General features: G+C 66.7%; 16 protein-coding genes. 6 read left to right on the top strand and 10 right to left on the bottom strand.

Going from position 1 to position 18,642, the window contains the following annotated elements:
- Position 1 precedes the first annotated feature (1 nt).
- Entirely contained in the window at positions 2-1,483 is a 1,482-nt protein-coding gene (gene glgA / locus BLV60_RS10365) for a glycogen synthase GlgA (protein WP_093053997.1), read from the top strand.
- Positions 1,484-1,517: 34 nt separating this feature from the next.
- Positions 1,518-4,001 (top strand): glycogen/starch/alpha-glucan phosphorylase, encoded by a 2,484-nt coding sequence (locus BLV60_RS10360; protein WP_093053995.1) that lies wholly within the window; start codon positions 1,518-1,520, stop codon positions 3,999-4,001.
- 1 nt (position 4,002) lies between these two features.
- On the opposite strand, the gene BLV60_RS10355 is transcribed toward BLV60_RS10360, so the two are convergent.
- From BLV60_RS10355 to BLV60_RS10340, 4 genes are all read right to left on the bottom strand, one after another.
- A complete protein-coding gene (locus BLV60_RS10355) occupies positions 4,003-4,473 on the bottom strand; it encodes an ExbD/TolR family protein (RefSeq protein WP_093053993.1) in 471 nt (156 codons plus the stop codon).
- A 12-nt stretch (positions 4,474-4,485) separates the two neighbouring features.
- A complete protein-coding gene (locus tag BLV60_RS10350; RefSeq protein WP_093053991.1) occupies positions 4,486-5,181 on the bottom strand; it encodes a MotA/TolQ/ExbB proton channel family protein in 696 nt (231 codons plus the stop codon).
- 15 nt (positions 5,182-5,196) lie between these two features.
- Positions 5,197-6,039, bottom strand: coding sequence for a 4-hydroxy-tetrahydrodipicolinate reductase (gene dapB, locus BLV60_RS10345; RefSeq protein ID WP_093053989.1), 843 nt, complete (start codon positions 6,037-6,039; stop codon positions 5,197-5,199).
- 104 nt (positions 6,040-6,143) lie between these two features.
- Positions 6,144-6,707 (bottom strand): outer membrane protein assembly factor BamE, encoded by a 564-nt coding sequence (locus tag BLV60_RS10340; RefSeq protein ID WP_093053987.1) that lies wholly within the window; start codon positions 6,705-6,707, stop codon positions 6,144-6,146.
- Between the two features lie 94 nt (positions 6,708-6,801).
- Between BLV60_RS10340 and fur the strand changes: the two genes are divergently transcribed.
- Positions 6,802-7,221, top strand: coding sequence for a ferric iron uptake transcriptional regulator (gene fur / locus BLV60_RS10335; RefSeq protein WP_019655576.1), 420 nt, complete (start codon positions 6,802-6,804; stop codon positions 7,219-7,221).
- Between the two features lie 16 nt (positions 7,222-7,237).
- On the opposite strand, the gene hprK is transcribed toward fur, so the two are convergent.
- From hprK to BLV60_RS10315, 4 genes are all read right to left on the bottom strand, one after another.
- Positions 7,238-8,197: an HPr(Ser) kinase/phosphatase gene (hprK, locus tag BLV60_RS10330; RefSeq protein WP_093053985.1), complete on the bottom strand. Its 960-nt coding sequence runs from the start codon at positions 8,195-8,197 to the stop codon at positions 7,238-7,240.
- Between the two features lie 95 nt (positions 8,198-8,292).
- Positions 8,293-8,760: a PTS sugar transporter subunit IIA gene (locus BLV60_RS10325; RefSeq protein WP_093053983.1), complete on the bottom strand. Its 468-nt coding sequence runs from the start codon at positions 8,758-8,760 to the stop codon at positions 8,293-8,295.
- Between the two features lie 185 nt (positions 8,761-8,945).
- A complete protein-coding gene (gene hpf / locus BLV60_RS10320) occupies positions 8,946-9,275 on the bottom strand; it encodes a ribosome hibernation-promoting factor, HPF/YfiA family (protein ID WP_056515121.1) in 330 nt (109 codons plus the stop codon).
- Between the two features lie 331 nt (positions 9,276-9,606).
- Entirely contained in the window at positions 9,607-11,727 is a 2,121-nt protein-coding gene (locus BLV60_RS10315) for an ATP-dependent helicase (RefSeq protein ID WP_093053981.1), read from the bottom strand.
- Between the two features lie 227 nt (positions 11,728-11,954).
- Here BLV60_RS10315 and corA point away from each other — a divergent pair, with 227 nt between their 5' ends.
- The 3 genes from corA to BLV60_RS10300 all read left to right on the top strand — a co-directional run bounded on the left by corA (position 11,955) and on the right by BLV60_RS10300 (position 16,227).
- The gene (corA, locus tag BLV60_RS10310) at positions 11,955-12,941 is read left to right on the top strand and encodes a magnesium/cobalt transporter CorA (protein WP_093053979.1); all 987 of its coding nucleotides are present in this window, start codon (positions 11,955-11,957) and stop codon (positions 12,939-12,941) included.
- Positions 12,942-13,061: 120 nt separating this feature from the next.
- Complete coding sequence (locus BLV60_RS10305) at positions 13,062-15,434, top strand: phosphoketolase family protein (RefSeq protein WP_093053977.1); 2,373 nt, start codon at positions 13,062-13,064, stop codon at positions 15,432-15,434.
- A 40-nt stretch (positions 15,435-15,474) separates the two neighbouring features.
- On the top strand, positions 15,475-16,227 hold the full coding sequence (locus BLV60_RS10300; RefSeq protein WP_093053975.1) for a YoaK family protein: 753 nt from the start codon (positions 15,475-15,477) through the stop codon (positions 16,225-16,227).
- Position 16,228: 1 nt separating this feature from the next.
- Here BLV60_RS10300 and BLV60_RS10295 read toward each other — a convergent pair whose 3' ends face one another.
- Positions 16,229-16,999, bottom strand: coding sequence for a 5'-methylthioadenosine/adenosylhomocysteine nucleosidase (locus BLV60_RS10295; protein WP_093053973.1), 771 nt, complete (start codon positions 16,997-16,999; stop codon positions 16,229-16,231).
- A 3-nt stretch (positions 17,000-17,002) separates the two neighbouring features.
- Positions 17,003-18,634 carry an ABC transporter substrate-binding protein gene (locus BLV60_RS10290; RefSeq protein WP_093053971.1) on the bottom strand — a complete coding sequence of 544 codons (1,632 nt, stop codon included), beginning with the start codon at positions 18,632-18,634 and terminating at the stop codon, positions 17,003-17,005.
- Between the last annotated feature and the right edge of the window lie 8 nt (positions 18,635-18,642).

Genomic DNA, 18,642 nt, shown 5'->3' with positions numbered 1-18,642 from the left:
GATGCGAATCCTCCAGGTCAGCGCCGAGCTCTTCCCCCTCCTCAAGACCGGCGGCCTGGCGGATATCGCCGGCGCCCTGCCCCTGGCGCTCATGGCCGAAGGCGAGGACGCGCGCGTGCTGCTGCCGGGCTTTCCAGCCATCGTGGCGGGCGTGCGCGACCTGGCGCCCGTGGACGGTTTCAACGCGCCCTGGGGCGAGCGCTTCGGGCTGCGCCTGGGGCACATCGACATCGACGGGGCGCCCGGCATCCCGGCCTACGTGATCGACGCACCGGCGCTCTACGGCCGGCCCGGCAATCCTTACGAAGACACCTCGCGCCAGCCCTACGGCGACAACCACCGCCGGTTCGCCTTGCTCGGCTGGGCCGCGGCGCAACTGGCGCAAGGGCTCGATCCGCAGTGGCGGCCGGAGGTGGTGCACGCGCACGACTGGCACGCCGCGCTCGCGCCGGCCTACCTGCACTTCGCGCGGCAGGCCGGCGGCCCGCACGTAGGCAGCGTCTTCACCGTGCACAACCTGGCCTACCAGGGCATCTTCGCGCCCTGGAACTTCACCGAGCTCGGCTTGCCCGGCGCCGCGTTCCAGATGGACGGGCTCGAATACCACGGCCAGGTCTCGTTCATGAAGGGCGGCCTGTATTTCGCCGACCGGCTCACCACGGTCAGCCCGACCTACGCGCTCGAAATCCAGACGCCCGAGCAGGGCTGCGGACTCGACGGCCTGCTGCGCCAGCGCAGCGGGGTGCTCAGCGGCATCCTCAACGCGGTCGACGACAAGGTCTGGAACCCGGCGACCGACGCCGCGCTGATGCAGGGCTATCACACGCCCGAAGGCCGCCACATGGCCGGCAAGGCACGCTGCAAGTCGGTGCTGCAGCATCAGCTGGGGCTGGCCGAGCGGCCGGATGCGCCGCTCTTCATTCTCGTGAGCCGGCTCACCGAGCAGAAGGGCCTGCACCTGGTGCTGGGCGGGCTCGATGCGCTGCTCGCCCAGGGCGGCCAGCTGGCGCTGCTGGGCAGCGGCGAGACCTGGCTGGAGGAAGCCTTCCGGCAGCGCGCGGCTGCCACGCCGCAATCGGTCGGCGTCACCATCGGCTACAACGAGACGCTGGCGCACCAGATGTTCGGTGCGGGCGACGTGACGCTGGTGCCGTCGCTCTTCGAGCCCTGCGGCCTCACGCAGATGTACGGCCTCAAGTACGGCAGCCTGCCGCTGGTGCGCCGCGTCGGCGGGCTGGCCGACACGGTGGTCGACAGTTCGCTCGAAGACATGGCCAGCGGCGAGGCCACCGGCTTCGTCTTCGACAGCTTCGAGGTCACCGACTACGAGCGCGCGGTGCGCCGCGCCTTCGCGCTTTACGAGCGTGCGCCCGACTGGCGGCGCGTACGCGGCAACGCCATGCGGCGGCCGGCCGACTGGGCCACTGCGGCCGCGCAGTACATCGATGTCTACCGGCAGGCGCTCGAACAGCCGCGTGCCTGACCACCACAACAACTTCCACGCAACAAGGGCGCCCATGACGATCAAAGACTTCGCCTATGACCACCCCGACCGCGACGTCGCGGCCTTCAAGCGCGCGGTGGCCAACAAGCTGATCTACGCGGTCGGCAAGGACCCGGTCGCCGCCAGCCAGGACGACTGGCTCAACGCCACCTCGCAGGCGGTGCGCGACCAGCTCGTCGAGCGCTGGATGATGACCACGCGCGCCAACTACGCGCAGGACCTCAAGCGCGTCTACTACCTGTCGATGGAATTCCTCATCGGGCGCACCTTCACCAATGCGCTGCTGGCCGTGGACCTCTACGACACGGTGCGCGAGGCACTGGCCGACTTCGGCGTCGACATGGACGCGCTGGCCGAGCGCGAGCCCGACGCTGCGCTGGGCAACGGCGGCCTGGGCCGGCTCGCAGCCTGCTTCCTCGACTCGATGGCCACGCTCGGCGTGCCGGGCATGGGCTACGGCATCCGCTACGAATACGGCATGTTCCGCCAGCGCATCGTCGACGGCCAACAGGTCGAGACGCCCGACTACTGGCTCACGCGCGGCAACCCGTGGGAATTCCAGCGGCCCGAAGTGAACTACCGCGTGCGCTTCGGCGGCCACGTGCAAAAGCGCGAGGGCACCAACGCCCCTTACGGCGCGGCCGACTGGGTCGACACGCACGACGTGCTGGCCGTGGCCTACGACACCATCATCCCGGGCTACGGCACGCAGGCCACCAACACGCTGCGCCTGTGGTCGGCGCGCGCCACCGAGGAAATCGACCTCTCGGCCTTCAATCGCGGCAACTACATGGGCGCGGTCGAGAGCAAGAACCAGTCGGAGAACGTCTCGCGCGTGCTCTACCCCGACGACTCCACGCCCTCGGGCCGCGAGCTGCGGCTGCACCAGGAGTATTTTTTCTGCAGCGCCAGCGTGCAGGACCTGCTGCGCCGCTACCTGCGCAACCACAAGACCTTCGACCAGCTGTCCGAAAAAGTCAGCATCCACCTGAACGACACGCACCCCGTGCTGGCGGTGCCCGAGCTCATGCGCCTCTTGCTCGACGAACACGGCCTCGCGTGGGACGTGGCCTGGGCGCACACGCAAAAGGTGTTCAGCTACACCAACCACACGCTGATGCACGAGGCACTGGAGACCTGGCCGGTGGAGATGCTGGGGCGCATCCTGCCGCGGCACCTGCAGATCATCTACGACATCAACGCGAAGTTTCTCGCCACCGTGACGCAGAAGGTCGGCAACGATGTGGAGCTGATGCGCAGGCTGTCGCTGGTCGACGAGGCCGGCGAGCGGCGCGTGCGCATGGCCTACGTGGCGGTGCTGGCCAGCCACTCGATCAACGGCGTGTCGGGGCTGCACTCGGAGCTGATGAAGCAGTCGATCTTCTCGGATTTCGCGAAGATCTTTCCCGAGCGCTTCAACAACAAGACCAACGGCGTCACGCCGCGCCGCTGGCTGGCGCAGGCCAACCCGCCGCTGGCGGCGCTGCTCGACCAGCGCATCGGCAAGGGCTGGCGGCGCGACCTGTCGCAGCTCGAGGCGCTCAAGCCCATGGCCGCGCAACCGGCCTTCGTACGTGCATTCCGCCATGCCAAGCGCGAGAACAAGCTGCGGCTGGCCAACTGGGTCGAGCAGCACCTGAAGCTCGACATCGATACCGACGCGATGTTCGACGTGCAGGTCAAGCGCATCCACGAATACAAGCGGCAACTGCTCAACGTGCTGCACGTGGTGGCGCGCTACCACCGCATCCTCGACGCTCAGGCGGCGGGTGGGCCGATCGACATCGTGCCGCGCGTGGTGGTGTTCGCGGGCAAGGCGGCTTCGGCGTATGCGATGGCCAAGCTCGTCATCCGGCTCATCAACGACGTGGCGAGCACCATCAACGCCGACGCGCGCGTGGGCAAGCTGCTGAAGGTGGTGTTCCTGCCGAACTACAGCGTGAGCCTGGCCGAGATCATCATGCCGGCGGCCGACCTGTCGGAGCAGATTTCCACGGCGGGCACCGAGGCCTCGGGCACCGGGAACATGAAGTTCGCGCTCAACGGCGCGCTCACCATCGGCACGCTGGACGGCGCGAATGTGGAAATGCGCGAGAACGTGGGGCCGGAGAACATCTTCATCTTCGGCAACACCACGCCCGAAGTGGCCGACATCCGCGCACGGGGCTACCAGCCGCGCGAAATCTACGAAGAGAACGCCGAGCTCAAGCGCGTGCTCGACGCGATCCGCGACGGCGCGTTTTCAGCAGGCGAACCGGCGCGCTACCAGGGCATCTACGACGCGCTGGTGAACTGGGGCGACCACTATTTGCTGCTGGCCGACTACGCGAGCTACGTGGCCAAGCAGGCCGAAGTCGATGCGCTATACCGCGACTCGGATGCGTGGACGCGGATGGCGATTCTCAATGTGGCGGGTATGGGTGCGTTCTCGTCGGACCGCACGATTGCGCAGTACGCGCATGAAATCTGGCACACCAAGCCCGTGGTGCTGGGCTAGGCTAGCTTCCGGGCTTCTTCGGCGGCTCGGCCTCGGTCACAAAGCCGATGCGGCTCAGCCCGGCCTTGTTCGCGATGCCCATCAGCGCCACCACCTTGCCGTAAGGCACGGTCTGGTCGGCGCGCAGTTGCACTTCGGTGTCCTTGTTGTCGGCAGCGGCCTTTTCGAGGCGGGTGGCCAGTTCTTCGTCGGTCACGGCCTGGTCGTTCAGGAAGACCTTGCCCGAGGCATCGACGGACAGACTCACGAACTTGGGCGCGTCGTTGGGCTGGCCAGCGTCGGTCTGCGGCAGGTCGAGCTTGATCGAGCTGGCCATCAGCGGCGCAGTGATGATGAAGATCACCAGCAGCACCAGCATCACGTCGACCAGCGGCGTGACGTTGATGTCGGACAGCGGCCGCTGCGCGCCCGCTCCCATGGCACGTCCACCGCCGCCGGCGCTGCTACCCAGTGAAGTGCGACCGAAGGCCATGGTGCTGAGTGCTCAGACCGGCATTGGCCGCGCGGGCGGCGGCGCAGCGGGCTCCGGCGGGGTGCCGAAGCTGCCCAGCAGGTCGTGCGCGAAGCCTTCGAGCTCGGCCTCGATGCGGCCGATGACGCGGCCGAAGACGTTGTAGGCCAGCACGGCCGGAATAGCCACGGCCAGGCCGAAGGCCGTCATGATGAGCGCCTCGCCGACCGGTCCGGCCACCTTGTCGATGGTGAAGCCGCCGGTCTGGCCGGCAATGCCCGTCAACGCGCCGTAGATGCCCCAGACCGTGCCCAGCAATCCGACGAAGGGCGCCGTGGCGCCGACCGTGGCGAGCAGGATCTGCCCCGCCTGCAGCCGGCGCAGCGCGCCGTGCAGGGCGTCGCGCAGCACGCGCGTGAGCCGCTGGTTGCGATCGACCGTGGCGCCCAGCGTGCCGGCCGGCGCACCGGCGGCCACGCTCTTGATGGCCGACACCGCAGGCGACACGAGCGTCGCGCGGTCGAAGGCCTTGAGCTTCTGCTCGGCGTCGGCCAGGGTGGACGACTGCCAGAACGCCGCGATGCTGCGCAGCACGTCGCGCGTGCCGCCGCGCAGCAGCCACGCCTTCCAGAGAATGATGACCCAGCTCGCGATCGACATCGCCAGCAGCAGCGCCGCCACCGAACGGCTGACGCCGTCGCCATGGGTCAGCAGATCGAGCACGCTCATCGGCGGTCCTTTTGGTTAGCGCAAGCCCAGCACGTCGTACATGTCGAACAAGCCGGCGCGCTGTTCGGCCAGGAAGCGCACCGCGCGCAGGCTGCCCTGGGCGTAGGTGGTGCGGCTCGACGACTTGTGGGTGATCTCGATGCGCTCGCCGGTGCCCGCGAACAGCACGGTGTGGTCGCCCACGATGTCGCCGCCACGGATGGCCGAGAAGCCGATGGTGGAAGGGTCGCGCTCGCCGGTGATGCCTTCGCGGGCGTACACGGCGCAGTCCTTGAGGTCGCGGCCCAGCGCATCGGCAATCACTTCGCCCATCTTGAGCGCGGTGCCCGAGGGCGCGTCGACCTTGTGGCGGTGGTGCGCCTCGATGATTTCGATGTCGTAGCCCGTCGACATGGCCTTGGCCGCCATTTCGAGCAGCTTGAAGGTGACGTTGACGCCCACGCTCATGTTGGGCGCCATCATGATCGCGATGTCTTTCGCAATCTCGGCGATCTCGGCCTTCTGCTCGTCGCTGAAGCCGGTGGTGCCGATGACGGCCTGCACGCCAAGTTCGCGGCAGACCGCGAGGTGCGCGAGCGTGCCTTCGGGGCGGGTGAAGTCGATGAGCACCTGCGCGTCCTTCAGGCCAGTGCGCAGGTCGGACACGATGGACACGCCGCTGTCGAAGCCCAGGAAGGCGCCGGCATCGGTGCCGAGGGCCGGGCTGCCCGCGATGTCGAGTGCGCCGGCCAGGCGCAGGTCGGGCGCGCTGCGCACGGCCTCGATCAGCATGTGGCCCATGCGGCCCGACGCCCCGGCGACGGCGACACGGCGCGGCGCAGTGGAGGAACTGGAAGGAGTGGTGGTGGATTCAGTCACGCGGATTCAGTCTTCGAAATTTCGAAACGGCCAATGGCATGCATGGACACGGGACGGACGCCGCCTGACTCGGCGGGCGCCGCCCGCTGCTGCTTGTGCTGCGCTCAGCGCGCGGCTTCGAGCGGGGGGTAGGCGGCCGGCAGCGGCGGCAGGGAGGCCGACGTGCCTGCGGCGGCGTCGGCTTTTTTATCGTCCTTGGCGGGTGCGAATTTCTTGAGCTCGTCTTCCGAGGCCTCGAGCGTCGGCACCTTGCCCGATTTCTTGCGGGTGTCGAGCGTGGCGACGAATTCTTCTTCGCTGGGCATTTCGTCGCCCTCGAAGCGGTCCAAGAGCTCGCCATTGAAGAACACGGTCAGGTGGCGTTCCTGCGGGTCGACGCCCTGGCGGCGGATCGTGAACACGTAGTCCCAGCGGTTGGCGTGGAATACGTCGTTCAGCAGTGAGGTGCCGAGGATTTCACGCACCTGCTGGCGCGACATGCCCGGCTTGAGCGCCGCGACCTGTTCCTTCGACACGAAATTGCCCTGCACCACTTCGACTTTGTAAGGAGTTACAGCGGCCAGCGCGCCACGCGTGCGATCGCTGAAACCGCTGCAGGCACCAAGGCAGAGCGTTGCGGCAACGGCAGCAACCAGCAGCCAGGGACGGCGTTGGAGAATGGCAGGCATGGGAGGAAAAAGGGGGTAGCGATATGATCGGCCATTGTAGCGGCTGGCCTTTTTCGGGGCCTTTTTGCCGCAGCCCCAGGGCGCAGGAACCAACATGGCCAACATCGACGAACTGAAGAACACCGGCCTCAAGGCCACTCTACCGCGCCTGAAGATCCTCGAGATCTTCCAGACCGGCAGCCAACGGCACATGACGGCGGAAGACGTGTTTCGCGTGCTGCTGAACGAACATTCCGACATCGGCCTGGCCACCGTCTACCGGGTGCTGACGCAGTTCGAGCAGGCCGGCATCCTCGAGCGCAGCCACTTCGAAAGCGGCAAGGCCGTATACGAGCTGAACGAAGGCACGCACCACGATCACCTGATCTGCACCTCCTGCGGCAAGGTCGAGGAGTTCTACGACGCCGAGATCGAACGCCGCCAGCAGATGATCGCCAAGGACAAGGGCTGGATCCTGCAGGACCACGCCATGTCGCTCTACGGCCTGTGCGGAGACTGCGCAAAGAAGCGCTGATCCGTCTCCCTCGTTTTCAGTCCCCGTCGCGGGAGTTTTCCATCGCCTTGTGGTGGCGCGCCACGAAGTCGGCGTACGTGTCGATGCCGCGCAGCTGCAGGATCGAATTGCGCACCGCCGCTTCCACCAGCACGGCGATATTGCGCCCCGCCACCACCTGGATGATGACCTTGCGCACCGGGATGCCCAGCACGTCCTGCGTGAGCGGCGCCGAGGGCATGCGCTCGTAGTCGCGCTCGAAGCTGTCGCGCCGCACGAGGTGCACGATGAGCTTCAGCCGCATCTTCCGGCGCACCGCCGTCTCACCGAAGATCGCGCGGATGTCCAGCAGGCCGATGCCGCGCACTTCGAGCAGGTTCAGCAGCAGGTCGGGGCAGCGGCCTTCGATGGTGTTCTGGTTGATGCGGAACAGGTCGACCGCATCGTCGGCCACAAGGCCATTGCCGCGCGAGATCAGCTCCAGTCCCAGCTCGCTCTTGCCCAGGCCCGACTCGCCCGTGATCATCACGCCCATGCCCAGGATGTCCATGAACACGCCGTGCATCGAGGTGCGCTCGGCAAAGTGCTTGGACAGGTACGCGCGCAGCAGGTCGATCACGAAGGCCGACGACTCGCGCGTGGCGAACAGCGGCAGCTGGGCGCGCTCGCAGATCGACAGCAGTTCGTCGGGCGCAGCCTGGCCGTCGGCCAGCACCAGCATCGGCGGCTCCAGCGTGACGATGCGGGCGATGCGCCGCGCGCAGTCTTCCTCGCTGCCGCGCGTCAGGTAGGCCACCTCACGGGCGCCGAGGATCTGCACGCGGTACGGGTGGATGTAGTTGAGATAGCCAACAAGGTCGGCCGCCGACTGGGCGCGGCTGATGACTTCGGGGTCGAACTGGCGCTCTGAAGCACCGAGCCCCGCGAGCCATTCCCAACGGAGCGAACCGCGGAACTCCTCGAACATGGCATCGGCGCTGATGACGGTCGGCTTCATGCGTTCAGGAGACGGCGCCCGGCGCCGGCATTGGATGAGTGACGGGAAGAAGTGCCGCGCAGCTTATCAGCAGCCGCACGCGCCGACACATGCGCTCAGGCGACTTGGGTCGACTGCCAGCCGGCAATGAGGCCGTGCAATGCAGAAGCGTCGGTGCTGGACTTGATCTGTTCGCGCAGGCTGGCGTCGCTCAGCAGTTCGGCGATTTCAGAGAGGATTTCGAGGTGCTTCTGCGTCGCCGCTTCGGGCACCAGCAGGAAGATCAGCAGCGCGACGGGTTGCTCGTCGGGTGCGTCGAAGCCGATGGGGTTGGCCAGCTGGAACACCGCGGCCATCGGCGCCTTGAGGCCCTTGATGCGGCCATGCGGAATGGCAACGCCGTGGCCCAAACCGGTGGAGCCGAGGCGCTCGCGGGCAAACAGGCTGTCGGTGATGAGGGCACGGCCCAGACCGTGAAGGCTTTCGAACAGCAGGCCGGCTTCTTCGAAAGCACGTTTCTTGCTAGTAGCGTCAACGCTCACAAGCACTTGAGCGGGCGGCAGGATGGACGCGAGGCGATTCATGGTGGGTGCAGAGCGGGGGCGATTATGCACCCGCTTGGTAAAAACCCCCAGTCCCCCTATTTACTTTCTGTCTACATGTTGTCCTGAGGCCTCGTGCTTCCCTCTGGGGGCTTGCCAAAGCCCTACCGCAACAGTCGGAAAACAAAAAGCCGCCCGAAGGCGGCCTTGATGCGAGCCGGGGGCTCTTACATCACGCGCTTGGGCGCCGCGTGATGGTGGTCCTGCAGGCGATCCTTGTGGCGCACCACCTGGCGGTCGAGCTTGTCGACCAGTTCATCGACCGCAGCGTAGAGATCAGCGTGGCTCGACTCCGCGAACATGTCATTGCCCTTGACGTGAATGTTGCACTCCGCCCTTTGGCGGCGTTCCTTTTCCTTCTGCTTTTCCACCGTGAGGATCACCTTCACATCGACAACCTGGTCGAAATGTCGGGTGATCCGGTCCAGCTTGCTCGTGACGTAGGTGCGCAAGGCAGGGGTGACGTCGAGGTGATGACCGCTGATCGTCAAATTCATGAATGACCTCCTGGAATTGACGGTTGGGGAAATGACCGCGCTACGGAATGCAGCGTGGCCGGCGAAAAACGGGAGTTTTGAGAGGGGGAACGGAGGGAAGGGAAGAAGAGGAAAGAGGGGTGGGTCGATTCACTATGCCCAAGCTGTCACGGTATTGCAATACCTGAGTTGCCCGGGGTTTTGCGGCTTCGTGCGCAGCTTTTCACACGCTAGCGAATCAATAGCAGCTGGCGCTCGCGGGGCAGGCGATGCAGCGCTTCGAGAACAAATGTTTCAGCCCCGGTCCACGTGTGACCCTGCCACCGGAAGGGCCAGCGGCCCGCTCAGCGATTCAGCGCCAGGCCGCGCGCATCCGGTTGCGCAGGTCGATCACCTCGCTCGGCGGCGGCACGGCCGGCGGGCGCACCGGCGGAGGCGGCCAGGTCTGCTGCTCGAAGCCTTCGAGATCGGCATCGGCGATGAAGCGCGTGCGGTTGGCATACAAGTGCCGGTCGCCGCGCGCCGCCTGCTGCGTGATGTGGAAGCGCTGCGGTATCAGCAGGTGCAGGTGGTCGCGCGCCCGGGTCATTGCCACGTAAAGCAGCCGGCGCTCTTCTTCCAGCTCGTGCGCGCTCTGCGCCACGTCGGCCGGCAGGCAGCCGTCGACCACGTTGAGCACGTGCACCGAATTCCACTCCTGCCCCTTGGCCGAATGGATGGTCGAGAGGATCAGGTAGTCCTCGTCGAGCAACGGCGGGCCCGGACGGTCACTGGTGGCTTCGGGCGGGTCGAGCGTGAGTTCGGTGAGGAAGCGTTCGCGCGAGGCATATCCGGCCGCGAGCCGCGCCAGTTGCTCCACGTCTGCGCGCCGCACGCCGGAGGTGTCTTCGTACAGCCGCTCAAGGTGCGGCAGATACCAGTCCATTGCCAGCTCGACATCGGCCGGCCACTTCAGCGCGGGTGCGCGCAAGGCGGCGTAGGCCTCGGCAAAGTCGGCCCACTGCGCGCGTGCCGCGGAAGGCGGCACGAAGTCGCGCACCGCTGCGGCGGGGTCGGCCGCCTGGTCCATTGCATCGAGCAGGCGCGCGCCCGTGACAGGGCCGATGCCCGGGATCAGCTGCGTCACGCGAAAGCCCGCCATGCGCCCGCGCGGGTTCTGCGCAAAGCGCAGCACCGCGAGCAGGTCTTTCACGTGCGAGGCCTCGAGAAACTTGAGCCCGCCGAACTTCACGAACGGGATGTTGCGCCGCGCCAGTTCGAGTTCGAGTGCCGCGCTGTGCGTCGAAGTGCGAAACAGCACCGCCTGCGACTTCAGCGCGAGCCCGCCTTCGCGATGCGCCAGCACCTTGTCGGCCACCCAGCGCGCCTGCCCCGCTTCGTCGGGCACGAGCACCAGCAGCGGCTTGCCGGCCGAGGGCTTGTCGGTCCACAGCGTCTTGGCATGCCGCTCGGCCGCATGCGCGATCACGCGGTTCGAGACATCGAGGATCGGCTGCGTCGAACGGTAGTTGCGCTCCAGCGTGACCACGCGCGCGGCCTGCGTGAACTGCGACGGAAAGTCGAGGATGTTGCGCACCGTCGCGCCGCGAAAGGAATAGATCGACTGCGCGTCATCGCCCACCACCGTGACGCCGCGCCCGTCGGGCTTGATCGCGAGCAGGATCGAAGCCTGCAGCAGGTTGGTGTCCTGGTACTCGTCGACCAGCACGTGGTCGAAGCGCTCGCCGATGTGCGCGGCCAGCGCGGGCTCGGCGGCCATCTCGGCCCAGTAGAGAAGCAGGTCGTCGTAGTCGAGCACGTTCTGCCGCTGCTTGGCCTCTACGTAGGCGCCGAACAGCTTCTTCAGTTCGGCCTCCCATTCACCGCACCAGGGAAAGGCCTCCTTCAGCACATCGGCCAGCGGCGCGCGCGTGTTCACGCAGCGCGAGTAGATCGACAGGCAGGTGCCCTTGCGCGGAAAACGATTGACGGTAGAAGACAGGCCCTGCTCGTGACGCACCAGCCCCATCAGGTCTTCGGCATCGCCGCGGTCGTGGATGGTGAAGTTCTCGTCGAGCCCGATCTGCGGCGCGTACTCGCGCAGCAGCCGCGCGCCGATGCCGTGGAAGGTGCCGGCCCAAGGCAGCGCGGGCGGGGCTTCAGACTTCAGGCCGAGCACGCGTGCCAGCACCTGGCCTGCGCGGCGCTCCATCTCCTGCGCGGCACGGCGCGAGAAGGTCAGCAGCAGCAGGCGCTGCGGATCGACACCGCCGGCAATGAGGTGTGCGACACGGTGCGCCAGCGTGCTGGTCTTGCCCGAACCGGCGCCGGCAATGACGAGCAACGGCCGCTCGTCACGCTCGGCAATGGCTGCTCCCACCCCATGTTCGACCGCCGCGCGCTGCGCGTCGTTGAGCGTGGCCAACGCGGCGGCCAGGCGCTCGGCCTGGGTCTTCGCGGCAGCGGAAAAAACGGGGAGCGCAGCGGTCTGCATGGGCACGACTTTACTGTATGCCCGTCCAGTCCAGCCACCGTGCTGCCATGTGGCCGGTGACATAATCGCGCCTCGCTGCAACCGGAGATTCTTCCCAATGGAAACCGCCCCGTCTCGGCAGCTTTCAACTCCCTTTCACTGACGCGTTTTTCTTAGCGCACGTCGGGCCCGGGAATTGAAAGCGCCCCTCCCTCGCCCATCGTTCAGTCATTCCCGGGAGTGAGCCAATGCTCAACATCTTCACGCTCGCCAACGGCCGCCTCGTTCAGGAAGAAATCGAGGCGCTCGAAGAGCTCTCCAAGTTCCAGCCGATCTGGGTCGACCTCGAGTCGCCCACGCTCGAAGAAAAGCGCTGGATCAAGCAGTACTACGGCCTGTCCATTCCCGAAGACGCGATGGACGAGGACATCGAGGAGTCGGCCCGCTTCTACGAAGAAGACAACGGTGAGCTGCACATCCGCTCCGACTTCTTGATCGACGACGACGAAGACCCGCGCACCGTGCGCGTGGCCTTCATCCTCAACCAGCACAACACCGACCTGCGCAGCCGCGGCGTGCTGTTCTCGATCCACGACGAAGACGTGCCCGTGTTCCGCCTGCTGCGCATGCGTGCGCGCCGCGCACCGGGGCTGATCGAAGACGCCAAGGAAGTGATGCTCAAGCTCTTCGACGCCGACGCCGAATACTCGGCCGACACGCTGGAGAACATCTACGACGAGCTCGAAGTGGCCGGCAAGAAGGTGCTCTCGGGCAATGTCAGCGACGAGCTGGCCGGCGAAGTGCTCGGCGCCATCGCGCGGCAGGAAGACTTGAACGGCCGCATCCGCCGCAACGTGATGGACACGCGCCGCGCGGTCAGCTTCATGATGCGCAGCAAGATGCTCAACGCCGAGCAGTTCGAGGAAGCCCGGCAGATCCTGCGCGACATCGAGTCGCTCGACAACCACACGGCCTTCCTCTTCGACAAGATCAACTTCCTGATGGATGCGACCGTCGGTTTCATCAACATCAACCAGAACAAGACCATCAAGATCTTCTCGGTGGCCAGCGTCGCGCTGCTGCCGCCCACGCTGATCGCGAGCATCTACGGCATGAATTTCAAGTTCATGCCGGAGCTCGACTGGGCCATGGGCTATCCGTATGCCATCGTGCTGATGGCGGCCAGCGCGCTGGTGCCGATGTGGTACTTCCGCCGGCGCGGCTGGCTCAAGTAGCCTGAGCGGGGCGCGCCGGCGCGCGCAGCCTCACGGGCGCTTTCCTGACAGGGCGGTGCGCATGCGCGCCGCATGATGGTTCGATGGCCGGCGCCGCTTCGGTCCATCGGAGCCGTCCCCATGCCACATTCCCCTTCCCCTGCCATCCCCGCGCGCTTCGCGCTGCTCGACGCCTGGTGGCGCGCCGCCAACTACCTGTCCGCGGGACAGATCTACCTGATGGGCAACCCGCTGCTGCGGGAGCCGCTGGCCCTCGAGCACATCAAGCCGCGCCTGCTCGGGCACTGGGGAACCACGCCGGGGCTCAACTTCATCTACGCCCACATGAACCGCGCCATCAACGCGCGCGACCTCGATGCCATCTTCATCGCCGGCCCCGGCCACGGCGGGCCGGGCGTGGTGGCCAGCACCTACCTCGAAGGCACCTACACCGAGGTCTACCCGCACATCTCGCGCGACACCGAAGGCCTGAAGCGGCTGTTCACGCAGTTCTCGTTTCCGGGCGGCATCCCGAGCCATGTGTCGCCGGAAACGCCGGGGTCGATCCATGAGGGCGGCGAGCTCGGCTATTCGCTGCTGCATGCGTACGGCGCGGTGTTCGACAACCCCGAGCTGCTGGCCTGCTGCGTCATCGGCGACGGCGAGGCCGAAACCGGCGCGCTCGCGGCCAGCTGGCATTCCAACAAGTTCCTCAACCCCGCGCGCGACGGCGCGGTGCTGCCGATCCTGCATCTCAACGGCTACAAGATCGCCGGCCCAACCGTGCTCGCGCGAATCGGCGACGAGCAGCTCACGCAGCTGATGCGCGGCCACGGCTACGAACCGCGCTTCGTGTCGGGCCACGACCCCGCGCTGATGCACGGCCTGATGGCGGACGCACTCGACGCTTCGCTCGATGCGATCCATGCAATCCAGGTGGAGGCGCGCTCGGACGGCTTGGGACAGCGGCATCGCTGGCCGATGATCGTGCTGCGCTCGCCCAAGGGCTGGACCGGGCCGAAGACGGTGGACGGCGTGCGCATCGAAGGCACGCAGCGCGCGCACCAGGTGCCGCTGACCGGCTTCGCCGAGAAGCCGGCCCACATCGCGCTGCTGCAGGAATGGATGCAGAGCTATCGCCCCGAAGAACTGTTCGATGCCGACGGCGCCCTGCGCGCCGACATCGCCGCCCTCGCGCCTCGAGGCACGCGCCGCATGAGCGCGAACCCGCACACCAACGGTGGCCTGCTGCTCAAGAACCTCAAGCTGCCCGACTTCCGCGACTACGCCGTGGCGGTGCCGAAGCCAGGCGCCGTCGACGCCGAGGCCACGCGCGTCACCGGCGAGTTCCTGCGCGACGTGATGCGGCTCAACGCCGGCGAGCGCAATTTCCGGATCATGGGCCCGGACGAGACCACGTCGAACCGCCTGGGCGCGGTCTTCGAGGCGACCGACCGCATGTCGAGCGCCGAGATCCTGCCGGGCGACGACCACGTGGCACCCGACGGCCGCGTGATGGAAGTGCTCAGCGAACACCTCTGCCAAGGCTGGCTCGAAGGCTACCTGCTGACCGGACGGCACGGTTTCTTCTCGTGCTACGAGGCCTTCATCCACATCGTCGACTCCATGTTCAACCAGCATGCGAAGTGGCTGAAGGTGACGCGCAACATCCCCTGGCGGCGCCCCGTCGCGTCGCTGAACTACCTGCTGACCAGCCATGTCTGGCGCCAGGACCACAACGGCTTCAGCCACCAGGACCCGGGCTTCATCGACCACGTCGTCAACAAGAAGGCCGAGGTCGTGCGGGTCTACCTGCCGCCCGACGCCAACACGCTGCTGTCGGTGACGGACCATTGCCTGCGCAGCCGCAACTACGTCAACGTGATCGTGGCGGGCAAGCAGCCCGAGGCGCAGTGGCTCGACATCGCCGCGGCCGAGCGCCACTGCAGCGTGGGCCTGGGCATCTGGGACTGGGCCAGCAACGACAACGGCGTGGCGCCCGACGTGGTGATGGCCTGCGCCGGCGACGTGCCCACGCTGGAGACCATGGCGGCGGTGGACCTCCTGCGGACGCTGCTGCCGGACCTCAAGGTGCGGGTGGTGAACGTAGTCGACCTGATGGCGCTCGAATCACCCTCGGGGCATCCGCACGGCCTGCCCGATGCGGTCTTCGACTCGATCTTCAGCACCGACGCACCGGTGATCTTCGCCTTCCACGGCTATCCCGCCCTGGTCCACCGGCTGACCTACAAGCGGCGCAATCACGGCAACTTTCATGTGCACGGCTACCTGGAAGAAGGCACGACCACCACGCCCTTCGACATGACGGTGCTGAACCGGCTCGACCGCTTCCACCTCGCAGCCGACGCCATCGATCGCGTGCCCCGCATCCGCGACACGGCGGGCCACGTGCAGCAGCACCTGCGCGACCGGCTGCTCGAGCACCGGGCCTACATTACCCGGCACGGGCAGGACATGCCCGAGATCGCCGACTGGCGCTGGGTGCGACACTGAGCGCTTGCGGGGCCGACCGACGCCGCCCCGGGAGACCACCGTGCGCAGACTTCGTTTCCTCACCAACCGCCATCGAGCGCCGTCTACCAACACCGCGCTCGGCCTGCTGCTGGCCTTCAATGCCGGGGCCGTCAACGCGGGCGGATTCCTTGTGCTGCACATGTACACCTCGCACATGACCGGCTTCGCGTCGCAGCTCGCGGACGGCATGGTGCTGGGCAACGCCACGCTGCTGCTGAACGCGCTGGGCGCGATCCTGGCGTTCCTGAGCGGCGCCGCGGTATGCGCGGTGCTTGTGAACTGGGCGCGGCAGCACCGGCTGCACGGCGTCTATGCGCTGCCTCTGCTGCTGGAAGCCGCGCTGATGTTTCCGTTCGGACTCGCGGGAGCCATCACGCTGACCTGGCCAACGCCGTTCGCGGTGCCGCTCACGGTGCTGCTGCTGTCGTTCATCATGGGCCTGCAGAACGCCGTGGCGTCGAAGACCTCGGGCGGCAGCACGCGCACCACCCACATGACCGGCAACATCACCGACATGGGGATCGAGCTGGGCAAGATGCTCTACTGGAACCGGCGCATGCCGTCGACACCCCTGCCGGTGCGCCACGACCGCAGCAGGTTGCGCCGCTGCGGCGGGCTGGTCGGCATGTTCGTGCTTGGGGGAACGGTGGGCGCGCTCGGCTTCAAGCACGTGGGGTTCGTCTGCGTCGTGCCGCTGGCCGCCCTGCTGCTGGTGCTGTCGATCCCGCCCCTGCTTCGCGACCTTCCGCGTTGGCGGCGGGCCACGCCTTAGCTCAGGCCCTTTTCGCGTCCCGACCGGCCAGCCACGCGTTCACGAGCGCGAGGCTGTAGCGACTCGCGACCTCGGCCACGAACCGTGCGAAGTCGCCATGCGCCTCATCGTCCGCGCGATCCGAGATCGTCCGCATGGCCGCGAAAGGCACGCCGTAGTCATGGCACACCTGCGCCACCGCGGCGCCTTCCATCTCGACCGCGAGCGCGTCGGGCAAGCTGAGGCGCAGCGCTTCGCTTTCGGCGGCGGTCGAGACGAAGCGATCTCCACTCACCAGCAGGCCGCGATGCACCTTCGGCGACTGGAGGCCGAACTCGTCGACAGCCTCTTGCCCCACCAGGGCCACCGGATCACGCAGCGTCACTTCGACCACACCCGCCAATGCGTCGCTGATCGCCGCATCGGCCGTGAAGCGCGAAAGGCCCAGCAAGGGCACTTCGTATTTCGGAAAGATGGGCGAGGCATCGAGGTCGTGCTGCAGCAACTGCGTGGCAACGACCACGTCGCCGACATTCACGCCCGGCGCGAGTCCGCCCGCGACGCCGGTGAAGACGATGGCCCCGACGGCGAATCGCTCGAGCAGCATCGTGGCCGTCACTGCCGCCGCGACCTTGCCGATGCGCGACAGCACCGCGACCACAGGCTGGCCATGCAGATGGCCAACCCAGAAGTCGCGCCCGGCGATGCGCACGCGCTGCTCGTCGGGCATCTGCGCGAGGAGCGCACTCAGCTCCTCGTGCATTGCCGCGACGATGGCGATGGGCGCGGCCACCTGTTACTTGATGTCCACGCCGTAGAAGGTGTGGCGGCCGAAGGGGCTGAGCTTGAAGTCGACCACTTCCTTGCGTACCGGCTTCAGCTGCACCGCATGCGCGATCGTGAACCACGGCGCCTGCTCCTTGAAGATCAGCTGGGCCTTCTTGTAGAGCGCGTCGCGGTCGGCCTGCTTGGTCGTGCTCTTGGCCTTCACCACGAGGTCTTCATACGGCTGGTAGCAGAACTTCGAAATGTTGCTGCCGCTGGCCGACTTGGCCGAGGCGCAGCCCAGCAGCGTGTACATGAAGTTGTCCGGGTCGCCGTTGTCGCCGGTCCAGCCCAGCATGCCCATCTGGTGCTCGCCAGCCTGCAGGCGCTTGCGGTACTCGCCCCACTCGAAGCTCTTGATCTCGGCCTTGACGTTGATCTTGGCGAGGTCTGCCTGCATCAGCTCGGCAATGCGCTTGGCGTTCGGGTTGTACGGGCGCTGCACCGGCATGGCCCACAGGTCGGTCGAGAAGCCGTCGGGGAAGCCGGCCTGCGCCAGCAGCTTCTTGGCGGCTTCGGGATCGTACGGGTCGTCCTTCACGGCATCGTTGTAGGACCACATGGTCGGCGGAATCGGGTTCTTCGCAGCCACGCCGGTCGAGAGGTACACGCCGTCGATGATCGCCTTCTTGTTGATCGCCATGTTGATGGCCTTGCGCACGCGCACGTCGTCGAAGGGCTTCTTCGTGGTGTTGTACGAGAGGTAGCCGACGTTCAGGCCGGGCTGCTCCAGAAGCTGCACGTTCGGGTCCTTGCGGATCGCGTCGAGGTCGGCCGGGTTCGGGTAGGGCATGACGTGGCATTCGCCCTTTTGCAGCTTGGCCCAGCGCACCGAGGCATCGGGCGTGATGGCGAACACGAGGTCGTCGATCTTCGCCTTGCCGCCCCAGTACTGCGGGAAGGCCTTGAAGCGGATGATCGCGTCCTTCTGGTACTGCACGAGGTAGAAGGGGCCGGTTCCGATCGGGTCCTGGTCGACCTTCTCGGGCGTGCCGGCCTTCAGCATGGCAATGGCGTATTCCTTCGACTGGATGCCCGCGTACTGCATGGCCAGGTTCGCGAGGAGCGGCGCCTCGGGCTGGTTGAGCACGATCTTCACCGTGTAGTCGTCGATGCGGTCCACCGTCTTCAGCAGCTTGGGCATGCCCATGTCGTTGAAGTAGGAGTGGTTCTGGCTCGTGACCTTGAAGAAGGGATCGCTCTCCTTCCACTGGCGCTCGAGCATGAAGATGAAGTCGTCGGCGTTGAAGTCGCGCGTGGGCTTGAAGCTCTTGCTCGTGGTGTGCCACTTCACGCCCTTGCGCAGGTGGAAGGTGTAGACCGTGCCGTCGGCGGAGATGTCCCACTTCTCGGCCAGGCCCGGCACGACCTTGGTGCCGCCGCGCTCGAACTCGACGATGGTGTTGTAGACCTGCGTGGTCACGTCGAACGAGGTGCCGGTGGTGTTCATCCCCGGGTAGAAGTTCTCGGGGCTGCCTTCCGAGCAATACACCAGCGTCTTGGCAGACACTGCGCCACAGGCCAGGGTAAGGGCCGCAAGCGCTGTCGGTGCCAGGAGCGCCAGGCTTCGTGAGCGGCGCGAAACGGTGGGCTGGGTCTTCATGTGGACTC

This window comes from Variovorax sp. YR634 (assembly GCF_900106655.1).
GTDB lineage: Bacteria > Pseudomonadota > Gammaproteobacteria > Burkholderiales > Burkholderiaceae_C > Variovorax.
This window is presented reverse-complemented; position numbering and strand designations above follow the sequence as displayed.